13 protein-coding genes are annotated in these 14,197 nt (G+C 38.2%); 2 read left to right on the top strand and 11 right to left on the bottom strand.

The genetic code is table 11. From position 1 onward, the window contains the following. Positions 1-295: 295 nt before the first annotated feature. The 8 genes from hfq to NYE63_RS09305 all read right to left on the bottom strand — a co-directional run bounded on the left by hfq (position 296) and on the right by NYE63_RS09305 (position 8,850). On the bottom strand, positions 296-529 hold the full coding sequence (gene hfq / locus NYE63_RS09340; protein WP_034313436.1) for an RNA chaperone Hfq: 234 nt from the start codon (positions 527-529) through the stop codon (positions 296-298). A 3-nt stretch (positions 530-532) separates the two neighbouring features. Further along, entirely contained in the window at positions 533-1,519 is a 987-nt protein-coding gene (gene miaA / locus NYE63_RS09335; RefSeq protein WP_342605717.1) for a tRNA (adenosine(37)-N6)-dimethylallyltransferase MiaA, read from the bottom strand. 329 nt (positions 1,520-1,848) lie between these two features. Further along, a complete protein-coding gene (locus NYE63_RS09330; RefSeq protein WP_342604898.1) occupies positions 1,849-3,171 on the bottom strand; it encodes an ATP-binding protein in 1,323 nt (440 codons plus the stop codon). A 560-nt stretch (positions 3,172-3,731) separates the two neighbouring features. Beyond that, a complete protein-coding gene (locus tag NYE63_RS09325) occupies positions 3,732-5,672 on the bottom strand; it encodes an ABC transporter permease (RefSeq protein ID WP_342604897.1) in 1,941 nt (646 codons plus the stop codon). After that, positions 5,650-6,426 carry an ABC transporter ATP-binding protein gene (locus tag NYE63_RS09320; protein ID WP_342604896.1) on the bottom strand — a complete coding sequence of 259 codons (777 nt, stop codon included), beginning with the start codon at positions 6,424-6,426 and terminating at the stop codon, positions 5,650-5,652. Before NYE63_RS09320 ends, NYE63_RS09325 begins: the two co-directional genes overlap by 23 nt. A 97-nt stretch (positions 6,427-6,523) precedes the next feature. Beyond that, positions 6,524-7,585, bottom strand: coding sequence for a sensor histidine kinase (locus NYE63_RS09315; RefSeq protein ID WP_342604895.1), 1,062 nt, complete (start codon positions 7,583-7,585; stop codon positions 6,524-6,526). After that, on the bottom strand, positions 7,582-8,289 hold the full coding sequence (locus NYE63_RS09310; protein WP_342604894.1) for a response regulator transcription factor: 708 nt from the start codon (positions 8,287-8,289) through the stop codon (positions 7,582-7,584). Before NYE63_RS09310 ends, NYE63_RS09315 begins: the two co-directional genes overlap by 4 nt. 105 nt (positions 8,290-8,394) lie before the next feature. After that, positions 8,395-8,850: an SMI1/KNR4 family protein gene (locus tag NYE63_RS09305; protein ID WP_342604893.1), complete on the bottom strand. Its 456-nt coding sequence runs from the start codon at positions 8,848-8,850 to the stop codon at positions 8,395-8,397. Positions 8,851-10,033: 1,183 nt separating this feature from the next. Between NYE63_RS09305 and NYE63_RS09300 the strand changes: the two genes are divergently transcribed. Together NYE63_RS09300 and NYE63_RS09295 are read left to right on the top strand one after the other, a co-directional pair. Continuing rightward, a complete protein-coding gene (locus NYE63_RS09300) occupies positions 10,034-10,471 on the top strand; it encodes a DUF1641 domain-containing protein (RefSeq protein WP_342604892.1) in 438 nt (145 codons plus the stop codon). Positions 10,472-10,506: 35 nt separating this feature from the next. Beyond that, positions 10,507-11,688: an NAD(P)/FAD-dependent oxidoreductase gene (locus NYE63_RS09295; RefSeq protein ID WP_094246575.1), complete on the top strand. Its 1,182-nt coding sequence runs from the start codon at positions 10,507-10,509 to the stop codon at positions 11,686-11,688. A 90-nt stretch (positions 11,689-11,778) separates the two neighbouring features. Here the strand turns inward: NYE63_RS09295 and chbG are convergent, their stop codons facing one another. Genes chbG through NYE63_RS09280 form a run of 3 tightly spaced genes read right to left on the bottom strand, consistent with a single transcriptional unit; the run spans position 11,779 to position 14,194 of the window. Further along, complete coding sequence (gene chbG / locus NYE63_RS09290; protein ID WP_342604891.1) at positions 11,779-12,510, bottom strand: chitin disaccharide deacetylase; 732 nt, start codon at positions 12,508-12,510, stop codon at positions 11,779-11,781. Next, on the bottom strand, positions 12,507-13,850 hold the full coding sequence (locus NYE63_RS09285) for a 6-phospho-beta-glucosidase (RefSeq protein WP_342604890.1): 1,344 nt from the start codon (positions 13,848-13,850) through the stop codon (positions 12,507-12,509). Before NYE63_RS09285 ends, chbG begins: the two co-directional genes overlap by 4 nt. Then, positions 13,847-14,194 (bottom strand): PTS lactose/cellobiose transporter subunit IIA, encoded by a 348-nt coding sequence (locus NYE63_RS09280; protein ID WP_063232121.1) that lies wholly within the window; start codon positions 14,192-14,194, stop codon positions 13,847-13,849. The genes NYE63_RS09285 and NYE63_RS09280 overlap by 4 nt, the downstream gene beginning before the upstream one ends. Positions 14,195-14,197: the final 3 nt, after the last annotated feature.

Here is a 14,197-nt window from a genome sequence, read left to right as displayed (position 1 = left end):
ATAGCCAAAACAAAACCATCGGAAAATTCGATTATTTCTTTTCTTCTTGAAAAGCGACTTATTCTGACAGGATTTTTTCCTTGGTGGATTTGTTACGACAAACTCCATTCCCGTTCACCAATTTATATGGGTTAATGTCAATTCCTGCGGTTTCCCGGAAAATAATCCGTCCCTTAATATATATTCAAAACAGGTACGTAAAATTATCGATTCTTTGAAAAAGAACAGAGAAGTGCATGCAAAAAAAAAACAGGTCGCTATAAGCTAAACCTGTTTTTTACATTCATATATATGATTATTCCTTCACTTCGTAATCAATCTGAACATTACGTTGTGGAGCAAATGTAGAGATCGCATGTTTATAGACTAATTGCTGTTTGCCCTCTGATTCAAATAAAACGGTAAAATTATCGAACCCTTTCACTTGTCCTCTAATCTGGAACCCGTTTAATAAAAATACCGTCACATACGTACCATCTTTACGTAATTGATTAAGAAACTGATCTTGAATATTTACTGATTGTTTCATGTATTAGTCCTCCTCTTTTCTCTCTAAATTTATGTATTCGCCTTCACTGAAAAGCTTTCCTGCTATAAATCCAGATATTTCATGTATTTTTTTTGGAAAACCCTCGAGATCGGTCATATCAAACCAAATTACATCCATTTTATTCCGAAACCAGGTCAATTGCCTTTTTGCATATCGACGGGAGTTTTGCTTTAATGTCTCAACCGCTTCATCCAACGAAGCCCTTCCGTCAAAAAAATCATAGATTTCTTTATAGCCTATAGCCTGAATCGATTGGCAATCCCGCAAACCTTTTTCATAAAATGAATCCACCTCTTGAATCAGACCTTCTTCTACCATGCCATCAACACGTTGATCGATGCGTTGGTATAACTTTTCACGCTCCATTGTCAATCCAATGATGCACGTATCATATTTCAATTCTGTAGGCTGTTCATTCAGCTGCTCACTCATCGTTTTACCAGTACAATGAAAAATCTCAAGTGCCCTGATCACCCTTCTTACATTATTAGGATGAATCCGATTCGCGCTTTCTGGGTCAACGCTGCGTAATTGTTCAAAAACAGGATCAATTCCGAACTCCCTTACCTGTTTTTCGAGTCCCTCTCTATAAACCGGGTCGGATGGTGCCTCCGAAAATTGATAATCATAAATGACCGATTGTATGTATAATCCTGTTCCACCGACGATTATAGGGAGTTTACCTCTGCTTTGGATATCCTCGATACAAGCATTAGCCCGCTCCTGGAACTCTGCCGCACTAAATGGTTCATCAGGATCTTTAATATCAAGTAAATAATGAGGAATTCCTTCTGTTTCTTCCCTCTTGATTTTTGCAGTCCCAATATCCATCCCCTTATAAACCTGCATGGAGTCTCCGCTAATAATTTCACCATTAAATAACTTTGCCATCTCAATGCTCATCTTTGTCTTACCAACAGCAGTCGGCCCAATGATAACGAGAAGTTTTCCTTTTTGTTGTTTCACAATCTCACTGCCTTAAATGATTTTTTCCCTATCTTATCATAATCTCGATGAAAGCAGCTAAACATCAACCCATTATGTCCAATTCAGGTACTTTTATTCAACTTTTTCCCCGTAATAATTGTCATCTTTATATCTCTTAGATTGTCAGAGTCTAAAATACTGAAAAATACAATTGAAGCTCACAGCTCCAATTGCAACAATGGATATTTCAATCCCCTTCTCCTGGCAGCATGGGAATATAATCACGATAAATAAATCGTAAAAAAAGGTATGATTCCTTCAGCATTTGAGGAATCATACCTTTTTATCAATCGTGTTTCCTTTGAAACAATTTAGCCCACTTTTCCATTTACGGGTATGATCATCGAAACGGTCGTTTCTTTTTCAGAGGATTGTACATGAATCTCTCCATCATATCTGTTCACTAAGTCTTTAACGATGAACAATCCTTGTCCGCGAACTTTGCCCTTTTGTGCCTTTTTGGTTGAAAAACCGCTGGCGAATATATTCTTCAGATCTAATTCTGAAATCATTGGTCCGGTGTTCGTGACCATAAACGTATACTTTTCATCATTAGCTTTGCAGGCAATATTCATTCGGCGTTCTTGCTCAGGCAATTCAATTGTTGCTTCAATAGCATTGTCGATAACATTTGATAATAATTTTATCAAATCGATTGTTTTGACCCGATTGAAGGATTCGGTTGAAACATCAATCTCAATATCGATATTATAATTCTGGGCCGAGAGCCTTTTAGTCTCTAACAGGACCGATAAGCCCGGATGAATCACATCCAATTTCATCGATTCAATCGAATGCACTTCTTTTGAAAGACCGGTTAAATATTCGAGTGCTTTTGCGTTCTCCTCTAATTTAAGCAGTCCTTGTATCACCTGAATATGATTGGAAAAATCATGCCTTAATGATCGGACTGAAGCAATGAGCGATTGAAATTCCGATTGATACGTATTTTCCGTATCCCCCACTTCACGTGACAGTTCCTTTTGATACCATTTTTGAATGACAAAAAAGGTAACCAGCAGCATGATAACAAATCCACCATTATAAACAAGAATGGCAATGCTGCTTTTCAATACCTTGCCGTTAATGGCATTAATATCTTCTACGCTCATATCAATGCCCAAAAAACCAACAATGGTGCCATCTTGATTTTTCATTGGCACTCCCACTGTCAAATACTCGCCATATTCCGGATCTTCTAGAATCCCGGTAATAAAGCTTTTCCCTTCATACGCCTGTTTGACCTGCTCCGACGGAACAGTACATACACCACCGATAGGAAAATCCCCTTTATGATCTTTAGAAAATCCAGTAATCATAGCTTTAGATACTCGCGGATTATCAATCATGATGGTATAAACATATAATGCTCCTATTTTTTCACGGGCATCCTCTAAGTAAGCTTTTATATCCCTATAATCCCGGCTCTTTACTTGGTTATTAAGAAATCGCTGATAGGCTTCTATATCCATCGAGTCGGCAATAGATCTAGCAGCTACCAAGTTTTGATTAGCAACGGATTTTTGTACAGAATTTTTAATGCTTAAATATGTTGAAAACATATTTAGAAGAATGAAAACAATCAATAAAAGAATGGTCAAATAAAGAAATGCCCTTAACTTTTTATTTTTCATAGGATTAAACTTACCTCATCTCTAGCAGCTAAAAGTTAACGAACCTATTCTGAGTTTACTATATAAAGGGACAAAGAAATAGAGATAAATCTAATATTCTCTATCATCCCAGGCATATAATACTATAATTAATCAAGTAATTAACAGATCACCCACTAATTTTCGATCCTTTAACTTTTCATATTTTAATCTACACCAAATCAACTAATAATTATTACCAATAAAACTTTTTATTCCCAAATAGTTAATTATATCAATATAACTTTGTATAAGAAAATGAAAAAAATAAAAGAGTTGTGTTCGGTATTTCCGCTTCAAAAAAATAATTTTACCCTTTATATGAAAATATTACAAGAACATAGAGGTTCCATCTGTAAAATCACACCACAATTAATATTTATTGTATTAAGTTGCACAAAAATAGCGGACTACTCCTCTTTCAATAGTGCATATTAACTAATTTTTCATTAAGGAAAACATCATTTTAACGAGAAGATTTCCTTAATTAAAAAAATGGAATCAGAGCCTGATCCCCTGATTCCATTTACATATGATAGCTTTTATTTAATCGAATTAATGACTGCCCGCTCATACATCTTTTTAGTTACTTGATAATATAGCAGTTGAAAAAGAAAATACGTTACGATGACCACAGCCGAATAGACAAACAAATTGGATCCCAATAAATTGCTTAATGCCACGTAGGCGACTATGGCATGAATCATCCCTATCAGAAATGGAGCGAAAAAGAGGATACGTATTTCCGCACTTAAAATTTGCCGTATTTCTTTTTTTGTCAATCCCAATCGATGTAGGGCATGAATTTGGATTTTTTTATCTTCTAAATTCGTAAAAACTCGCAGATACATCATGCTCCCTTGGACGATAAAGAATAATAAACTGACAAACAAGCCGATAAAAAGAATCAACATGCTTCCCTGTTTCATTTCTTGATATATCGGAGCTCTTGTTTGCAGTTGATTATGATCAGGATTATTAGACATTTTTTCGATTTCACTAGATGTTTCCATTGAATCTTCCCAATCTTTAACTTCATACCCTCGTACTCTTACCATCTCTTTTAAAGGAACATCACTAGTGATTTCATGATACAGCTTATCATCGACTACCATCAGGGTCGTTGCTGATTCTATGGGTGCGACTATGGATTGGTTGCGCTGACCGGTCATTGTTACCTGTATGATTTGTTTACCATATTGAAGATCCTTTTGTTCTCCCTTTTGGACGAATTGAAAGTCCAGTCCTCCATAAGGAAAAATGTATAACGCTTCTTTTCCGGATAACTTTGCTGGATCAATTTTTCGCAATGCAGCCGCATCGTTATAATCACATTCCGAGATTAATAATGACCTATTTTCATTGGCTTCTCCCGTTCTCATATCAGGTAACATGTGAGTAATGGGCACACCTGTCATATTTACTTCGTAAAGGATCTTGAATCCATCTTCCTTTAATGTTTTCTCTACTGCGGATGGTTCAATAACGGAATAAATGGAAGCATCATTTTCAACCCAGCCAATTGATTGCGGAATGTTATCCACCCCTTGCTTTTTTAAATCTGCACTGAACATGAAAAGTGTTCCTGCTGATGTCAAAATCACGGCTGTAATGATCGAGGTCAAAAAGAATAACCTGGAATAGTCCTTAATATTAAATATCAGGTTTGTTTGAGTAATTAAATTCGTTCCACCATATAAGCTTTTCTTCTTCCGGTAAAGCCTGCTGCATAGAGCGACAATACTTTGGCTGAATAGAAAATAGGTGCCGATCAGTACGAAGAATAAAATGGGCATTACTCGAATATAAGAATTGTTCAACGACATCGTGCCTGCCAAATAATAAGAAATGCTTAAGCAAACTGCTGATAGTGCAATTAACCACTTTGAAACGAAGGGCGTCTTTTTTGGTTTTTGTTTATCTTTTAGTAAATCGACTACCTCCGCATTTCCAATGTGGAACAATGAAAGGAGCGATAATAGCTGAAATAGCAAAATGAAACCAACAATGGTATAAACAAAGGCCTCAGGGACAAAGACAAATGATATTGGTTGCTCTACAGCCAATAACCTAGAAACTGCCATTAAGAATAACTTTGAGAACAACAACCCCAAGCCTACTCCGATCAGGATAGATATGAGGGAAACCATCGTTTGCTCCAGGTAAATCAGTTTTCTTAGTTGGGATTTGGACATTCCAAGCAGTGTCAGCAATCCAAACTCTTTTTTTCGCGGCTGAATAAATGCTGCATTCGAATAAGCAATAAAGAAAACTGAAAATATGATGATCACGATTTCAGCTGCAATGAGTCCCCTACTAATTAGCTGTCCCCCAGGGATATTCGCATGGACCACATCAGGATGAAAGATAAATGATGCGTAAATAAAAAAAATTGAGACGGAAAGGACAATGCTGGAAAAATATGCTAGATAACGTTGTGCATTTCCTTGGATATTTCTCTTAGCGAGAAGTCGGATGTTCATGATAGACTCCTCCCAAAACGCTTAACGTATCTAAAATCCTTTGATGGAAGCTCTGTCTTTCCCCTCCGCTGTGAACCTCCGAAAAGAACTTGCCATCCTTTATGAATAGAATCCGGTCACAGAAACTGGCGGCAGTCGGGTCATGAGTGACCATGAGGATTGTTGCTCCCTTTTTCTCTTGAAGTGTCGCGAGGGTATCCATTACCTGCTTGGCAGATTTGGAATCCAAATTACCAGTAGGTTCATCCGCTAAAATAATGGAAGGTTCATGAATGATCGCTCTTGCACAAGCCGTTCGTTGCTTCTGACCTCCGGAAATTTCAAAAGTCCGCTTTTCTAAAATCCCTTCTATACCAAGAAGGTTCGCCAATTGGCTTACCCTATTTTCCATTTCCTGCAGTTTATACTGATCTAACGCTAAAGGAAGAAGGATATTTTCGCGAACGGTAAGTGTATCAAGAAGATTGAAGTCTTGAAAAACAAATCCAATTTCCCTCCTGCGAAACAAAGCCAGGTCCTGATTGTTTAATTCATTAGGATTCTGATCATTTAGAATGACTTTACCTGTGGTGGGTTTATCAATCGTGGCCATTAAGTTAAGCAGAGTGGTTTTCCCGCTGCCTGATGGACCCATCACTCCGACAAATTCCCCTTTCTGTACATTCATGGTGAAATTATGTAACGCTTTATGAAATAAATTCCCCTGCTTTTGAAAATAAGTTTTGGATAGTTGTTCCGCTTTTAAAATCGACATCCTGAATACCTCCCTTTCTTACCGTAAGTATAATGAATAAAGCGGGAGGCTCCCATCGAAGTTTATTACATAATCGTTTAACACCCTTACAATTCTGTCACCTTTCATGTAAGGTATTTGTCTTAAAAAGAAATTCCACAGTAGTCCCTTCGGATACAGTCGATTGAATGGTAACGCCATGCCCAAGTCTGTTGACGATTTCCTTCACTAGATATAGTCCCATTCCGGTTGACTCTTGTTGGACTCGCCCGTTCTCTCCAGTAAAAAATGGATCAAACACTCGTTTTACATCATGTGGGACAATTCCAATTCCCTGATCTGTTATCCTTAGGAAAATCTCCGACTCTTTTTCAACAAAGTTGAACGTTATGCTGTCATGCTCTTCCTGCCTTGAATACTTCAGTGCATTAAAGACCACCTGACTAATGGCGAAGTGGAGCCACTTACGATCCGAATGCACATATAAATTCTCAAGCTCCGTTTCAAGCCTGGGGTATATGAACCGTTTGATGAACTGTTTTTTTTCCTCGTTAATCACTTGCTTGACTAAATTAATTAAGTCAACCCGCTCCGATTTTACATCCTCCGAAAAACGCTGCAGCCTTGCTCCATGCAATATAATTTCCAGCCCTCTGCGAAATCGATCATTTTCTTCTTCTATCTCTTTAAGATAATCCTTCATCGGCTCATTCGAAAATGTCCTTCTGCCTTCTTGAATCAGTAAGGAAATGACTGAAACAGGTGTCTTCATTTGATGAACCCATTGATGAATCAACAGCTCATATTGCTCCTTCTGTTTGATTTGTTCTTGTAATTGTCCAATTGTTTCCTGGTTCATTTGTTGAAAAAGCTCCATCCACAACTTTTGTTCATTTGACAAGGGGTCCCTAAAGGCTTCGACATATTCAAACGACAAGCTTGGTTCTTGCTTCATCCTTGCTAATTGATTAAGAAAACGGTAATGCCTTATGTAATCGGCCGCTAAAAATAGAATCATCATAAACAACGCGAGAATAATTAAATAGATGATATTTGAAATCGATATGTGATTCCCCGCTTCCAGAACGGCTAATGAATAAGCAATAATAAGCAGGCTTACCAATAGAACGGTATAAAATATAAAATAAAGACGGTCTATAATAAAGGATTTTAGCTTCACTTTTCTTCACCTTGCACTATTTTTAGTCGATATCCTTTTCCCCTGCTGGTTGTTATGGCATGCTTTACGCCAATATCCTCTAGTTTTCTCCGTACCCTTGTGACATTGACGGTCAATGTATTGTCATCAACAAATGAATCATCATTCCATAATGCTTCAAGTAAATCTTCACGCGAGACAATGGTGTCATACTGTCGTAGTAAACAACTCAATAATTTCAACTCATTTTGAGTTAACGTTACCTGATTGTCTTGATATTCAATCATCGCTTTTTCCGTATAAAGCGTTAATCCATCCATTTCCTTTATTTGGTGGTCTAATGAAGATATTTCCGCATATTCACCATAAACCCTACGTAGGACACTCTTTATTTTCGCTAGTACCACTTCCAAATGAAATGGTTTGGTTAAATAATCATCTCCCCCATATTCAATGGCCATGACTTGGTTCATTTCATCTGTCCTTGCAGAGATGAATATAATGGGAACCTTTGACACCGTCCTTATTAGTCGGCACCAATGGAATCCATCATAAAAGGGCAGATTAATATCCAATAAAACCAAATCTGGCTTTATCTCTTGGAACTCCGCAAAGACTTGGTCCAGTTGCTTCACTTCTAAAACCTCATACCCATACCTTTTTAAAAAATTGACCAAGATTCCAGCTATTTTGAAATCGTCTTCAACCAATAATATTTTATACATCTTTTTCTCCTCATTAACATGACAATCCTACATATTAATCTGACTTTTGAAATGACAATAAAAAACCTTGAATGGTATGAGCCAATCAAGGGGATTTCAATAAAATTAGATTTCCTCCGGGATTTTCAATCCCTCAATAAAGGATTTAAAACTGGATGCAACTTTATAAATATTTTCATCCTGGCTTGATGGATCTGAATACCAACCCTGATCCCAGAAGTAAACTCCCTTTTCCTCTTCGTTATTTATCAGCAAGATTTTACCTGCACATGTATCATTACCTATTATAATGCAATTCTTATGTAAGTCTTCTCTGTTTTCTTCATGCCATTTCTGTAAATCCCGTTCTTTATCTTGAAGCTCTAATCCATAAAGTACATTTAAGCAAACGAGTGTGTCTAATCCATCCACATAAAACTTACAGTTTTGAACCGCAGTTGTGCCGCCATTATACTTAAGTAGAAATTGTTTATAATCTGCAGGGATTTCAAAACCCACAAATTCCTGAAAATTATTCACTGCTTCTTGTGTCGCTTTGCCATAACCAGTAATATTCACCATTGTATCGACTCCATTTCATTTTATTGTAGTAAAATCAATTGATAATCTTATTCTATTTCACTTGCTAATTGCAGTTTATAAAATGGCCGGGTTCTACACTCCATTACAACTCTGTTAATCTAAAATTTACTTTTCTTAATGGAGATCCCTTAAAAATAATTTATTCATAATTACTTAGAAAATAATACTTTTTTTAAATATATTAACATAATTTTACTATTCTTTTCAGTATTTTCTGATATTTTTTTTGACAATTTCGTTTCTTTTCATTAAGAAAATAGCTTTTTTTAAAAAAGAGTCTTTGTCGAAAAATCGATAAATCGTATAATTCGCAGATAAATCAGGTATTTTCGTAGATATATGTCCATTTTCGAAGATATATTCCCGATTTCGCAGATAAATGAAAATTAGCATTATTCATTCTTCCTTATAATATTCAATAAAAAAGGCGCCCAACCATCATCTTCGAGGTTGTGCGCCTTGAATTAATCCCATTACATCTCAGACAACTTTATAGTCATCATAAGTAATTAATAACCTGCTCATAGAAACTGTCTCAGCACGAAGCTTATTCTTATCACGACAATAAGCAATGATGGAACTATTGGGAATTTTAGCTGTACAATTCCATTTACTATACTTTTCATTATACCTAGAGGATATTTCGATAATCTCACCACGTACTTTTAACATCCTGCGTTCTACCAAGGGCATCATCTCCAATTCCGATAATATTATTTACCCTAAATCAGATAAAAAATTCTTCAGGCTATTCAGGAATGGCATATTCACAGATTATGGACATTATAGCAAAACAAACATACATGCAAAACAAAAGATGTCTACATATTCACAGAGTAATCGCTGCCGGTAGCTGGCATAATTGTTTGAACAACCTATAGATCTATTATTATAAGAAATGATAAGGTTGTTCCTATTAAAAATGCGGTGAATCTTATAGGATGTCTCTTTATTTAAGGTATTATAACCAGAATAATCTTAATATTTTTTTGGAATATTAAGATAAATCATAAAGCCCACCTAATATCTCTTTATTATAACGATAAAATTATATTCGTATCACAAAAGAAATATTTGAAATTAAGAGATTAGAGTCGTATGATTAGTAGTATCGGCGGAAAACACATAAATCAAAATAATTAAGTTTAAAGGGGAATTAGATATGGTAGATGTAGTCTCAAAACCTGAACAAGAAACATTTAATATTTCTGCAAACCAAGAACAATTGGATATCCTAGATCAGCTTTTAAAGCCTGAGGTTCAGGAATCATTGAACACTTTAGTTGAGCAGTTACCAAAACTGACTGAGTTAGTGAATATTTTAACAAAGTCTTATGATTTCGCTCAATCGGTTGCGACTGATGATGTTTTGAAAAATGATACGGTCAGCGCCATTACGGAAATCGCGACACCTGTAGTCGATTCAGTGAAAGGGCTTGCGGCTAATGCCATCGAAGCTAAGGATCGTGCTGAAGTGAATAATGATGTGATCGGTCTTTTTGGTCTGTTAAGGATGATGAAAGATCCGCAAGCACAAAAACTTTTCCGTTTCGCCCAAGCTTTTCTTGAAGTCTCTTCAGAACGTAAAAACCAAAAATAATTTGATAAACTTTCAGTAAGAACGGGGGATTAACTATGTCAAAACAAATCGTCATCTTAGGTGCAGGTTACGCAGGATTGCTATCTGCCTTATCCGTACGTGAATATTACAATAAAGATGAAGTGCAGGTTACAGTGGTGAATCAATTTCCAACGCACCAAATCATCACCGAATTGCACCGTCTTGCAGGCGGATCCATTTCTGAACAAGCCGTTTCCATTCCTTTGGAAAAGCTTTTCAAAGGAAAAGATATCGACCTTATCATTTCCAAAGTGGAGTCTTTCTCAGTCGATAACAAAGAAGTGAAACTTGCCAATGGTTCCACTTTATCTTATGATGCCCTGGTTGTTGCTTTGGGAAGCCAAACAGGATTCTTCGGCATTCCGGGACTTGAGGAAAACAGCATGGTCTTGAAATCCGTAAATGATGCAAACAAGATTTACAAACATATCGAAGATCGCATCCGCGAATATGCACAAACGAATAATGAAGCGGACGCAACCATCGTGATCGGCGGCGGCGGATTAACAGGCGTCGAGTTAATCGGTGAAATCGTGGATCATTTCCCTAAAATCGCCAAAAAGTTCGGAGTGGACTTCAAGGACTTGAAAATCAAGCTTGTAGAAGCTGGTCCAAAAATCCTTCCGGTCCTGCCTGATCACTTAATCGAACGTGCGATGACTAGCTTGGAAGCACGCGGTGTTGAATTCTTGACAGGTCTGCCTGTAACGGGTGTTAAAGGAAACCAAATCGAATTGAAAGATGGACAAACGATAACTGCTAATACGCTTGTTTGGACAGGCGGAGTTGCGGCTCTTCCTATCGTAGGCGAATCAGGCCTTGAAGTGGATCGAGGCAAAGCAACCGTTAATGAGTTCTTGCAATCCAAATCCCATAATGACGTATTCGTTGTCGGGGACAGTGCCGTTGCTTTCCCTCCAGAAGGCGGACGTCCATACGCTCCTACTGCACAAAATGCTTGGCAAATGGGCGAGCTTGTTGGATACAACTTATATGCAGCCTTTGAAGGCAAGAAACTTGAAGAATTTTCACCAGTCAACTCAGGTACACTTGCGAGCCTTGGCCGTAAGGATGCGGTGGCAACCGTTGGGGCCAATAACACGTCCCTTAAAGGTCTGCCGGCTACATTGATGAAAGAAGCAAGTAATGTTCGCTATCTATCACACATCAAGGCCCTATTCAGCCTGGCTTATTAATTTTAAGATAAAGCACTCATTGAATTTAAAAGGACCATTCATCATTTGATGAATGGTCCTCTTTTGTAATTAAAGGGCTATTTAATGAGATCAAATCTTAACTTGGTTGATGCTGAATCTAAGGAAAAATCCCTCAGGTAATTTTGCATTTGTCAATATCCGGGTTTCTTTTATGCGTTTATGATTATAAGAGGAGACTTCCATCAATTCTTCATCCATATACGCAGGATGGGTCATTATCTCCACGCTCGCCCCATCCATTACCCTCCCTTTCAAGTTTTGAAAGTAATTTTCAACCACCATTTCTCCATAAAAATCATCCAGGAATACATCTGTAACGGTTTGAATCCCAGCAAGTTGCCTTCCGGCATTACGCACTGGCAAGCCGTATTTATCAGACAGCTTTTTAATAACAGGTAGAAATGCTGTGATCCCGTGTACATGATGATGGCTGTCGAAATGAGTCGGAAATAGACCAAATTCCAAGAATCTTTCGATTTGTGCCGACCACTCCCTCTCCAATTCGCTCAAGGAAATACCGGTAGGATCCCCATATACCCCCCCTTGCTTCTTAAAGAAACCAGATTCGTCTACTAAACTCGGAACATCACTCAATAAAGGTTTACCCCATGTCAGCACTAAGTGTATACCTACCTTCAACGAAGGTGTCTTCTTTGCGATTTCAATCGCATGCTCCGTTGCTATCGCATTCATCATGATTGTTGCCGAATTGACAATTCCATATTTGTGGCTATCCAAAATCCCATAATTCACCGCTTTAGTTAACCCGAAATCATCTGCATTTACAAGGACTTCAATCATGATAAATTATCCTGCAACTCCTTTTTTTCAAAAAACTGCGGCAGATAATCTTTATGTGCCTCCAGCATTTCGTCTAAGATAAGTTTTGCAACCCTGTCACTTGGAACGAGTGGATTGATCGTCATGGCAAGCAACGCAGTATCATAGTCCCCTGAGATTGCAGCTTCGATGGCTACCCTTTCAAAGGATTTGATTTGCTGAATTAATCCGCGGACAGCGACAGGAAGCTCTCCTACATTGATTGGCTTAGGACCATCCTTAGTTATCACGCAACTGGTTTCAATCGCCGAGCCGTAAGGGATGCCTTCAATCGCACCATGGTTTACGGTATTTACCGCTTGAATATCTCGCTTATCCGTATGCATCGAGCAAATCAACCGCACAGCCGCATCACTATAGTACGCACCTCCGCGCTCTTCAAGCTGCGGCGGCTTGATAGCTAGATCCTGGTCTTTGTATAGCTCGAATAAACCTGCTTCAAGTCTTTGAACGACCTCTGCACGTGTTTCCCCTTTTTCTGCATCCTTCAATTCTTGGGCTAGCACATCTCCCGTTTTATAATAGTAATTGTGGTATGGACACGGAAACAGATTTAACGCTCTAAGGAATTCCGGTTCCCAGCCCATTGCATGGATATTCTTCATCGTGACAGCTTTAGCTGGATCTGTAATCAAATGGATGATTTGATCTTTGACACTCTCGCCATCAACGAATACATCCAAGCCAAAAACCATATGGTTCAAGCCAGCAAAGTCGATCCGGACTCTTGATGGCTCTACATCCATCAGATCCGCAACACCTCGTTCCATACCAATCGGCACATTGCAAAGGCCGATGATTTTGGAAATATTACTGTGACGCAGAACTGCTTCCGTTACCATACCTGCAGGATTCGTGAAGTTAATCAGCCATGCTTCCGGACATAATTCCTCCATTTCATAAGCAATATCCAGAATGACGGGAATCGTTCTAAAAGCCTTGAAAAGCCCGCCTGGTCCATTCGTCTCCTGTCCGATCACTCCGTGTTTCAATGGAATCTTTTCATCAAGCGCCCTTGCTGCGAGCTGGCCAACCCGCAATTGGGTTGTTACATAATCAGCGCCTTTAAGTGCTTTCTTTCTGTCTAGCGTGAGATAGACTTCAATATTCACACCAGCCTTTTCAATCATCCTTCTTGCCAAATTCCCGACAATTTCAAGCTTTTCCTTTCCCGCTTCGATGTCCACGAGCCAAATTTCACTCACAGGAAGTTCTTCATGATATTTGATGAAACCTTCGATCAGTTCAGGTGTATAACTCGAACCTCCGCCAATCGTGACAATCTTCAGCCCCTTGCTCATTCAGCAGTCCTCTCCTTCACAGCATCTGCATGTAAGAATTCTTCGCGTAGATCAATCATTTCAATTGCAAGATCCTTTATAGTCATCGCTGTCATTAAATGATCTTGTGCATGCACCAGTATAATGGGAAGATCAAAATGGTCCCCGCCCGCCTCAGCATGGATTAATTGGGTTTGGTATTTATGGGCTTGCAGTAATTCCGTTTCTGCCTCGGCTATTTTCACGCGAGCAGAATCAAAATTCCTTTTCTTTGCTTCCTGCATCGCTTCCATTGCAAAGCTCCTAGCATTCCCGCTATATAAAATCAATTGAAAGGATAGTTGATATAATTCTTCTTTTTCCATTTT

Origin of the sequence: Peribacillus sp. FSL E2-0159, from assembly GCF_038643155.1 — a bacterium.
GTDB classification, from domain to species: Bacteria; Bacillota; Bacilli; order Bacillales; family DSM-1321; genus Peribacillus; species Peribacillus simplex.
Note: the sequence above shows the minus strand (reverse complement) of the source record. Positions and strands in the feature narration are given on the sequence as shown.

What these genes read in the sequence shown, in the direction of transcription:
- hfq (WP_034313436.1), bottom strand. Translation starts at nt 529, where the DNA reads ATGAAACAATCAGTAAATATTCAAGATCAGTTTCTTAATCAATTACGT.
- NYE63_RS09330 (WP_342604898.1), bottom strand. Translation starts at nt 3,171, where the DNA reads ATGAAAAATAAAAAGTTAAGGGCATTTCTTTATTTGACCATTCTTTTA.
- NYE63_RS09325 (WP_342604897.1), bottom strand. Translation starts at nt 5,672, where the DNA reads ATGAACATCCGACTTCTCGCTAAGAGAAATATCCAAGGAAATGCACAA.
- NYE63_RS09320 (WP_342604896.1), bottom strand. Translation starts at nt 6,426, where the DNA reads ATGTCGATTTTAAAAGCGGAACAACTATCCAAAACTTATTTTCAAAAG.
- NYE63_RS09310 (WP_342604894.1), bottom strand. Translation starts at nt 8,289, where the DNA reads ATGTATAAAATATTATTGGTTGAAGACGATTTCAAAATAGCTGGAATC.
- NYE63_RS09305 (WP_342604893.1), bottom strand. Translation starts at nt 8,850, where the DNA reads ATGGTGAATATTACTGGTTATGGCAAAGCGACACAAGAAGCAGTGAAT.
- NYE63_RS09300 (WP_342604892.1), top strand. Translation starts at nt 10,034, where the DNA reads ATGGTAGATGTAGTCTCAAAACCTGAACAAGAAACATTTAATATTTCT.
- NYE63_RS09295 (WP_094246575.1), top strand. Translation starts at nt 10,507, where the DNA reads ATGTCAAAACAAATCGTCATCTTAGGTGCAGGTTACGCAGGATTGCTA.
- chbG (WP_342604891.1), bottom strand. Translation starts at nt 12,510, where the DNA reads ATGATTGAAGTCCTTGTAAATGCAGATGATTTCGGGTTAACTAAAGCG.
- NYE63_RS09285 (WP_342604890.1), bottom strand. Translation starts at nt 13,850, where the DNA reads ATGAGCAAGGGGCTGAAGATTGTCACGATTGGCGGAGGTTCGAGTTAT.
- NYE63_RS09280 (WP_063232121.1), bottom strand. Translation starts at nt 14,194, where the DNA reads ATGGAAAAAGAAGAATTATATCAACTATCCTTTCAATTGATTTTATAT.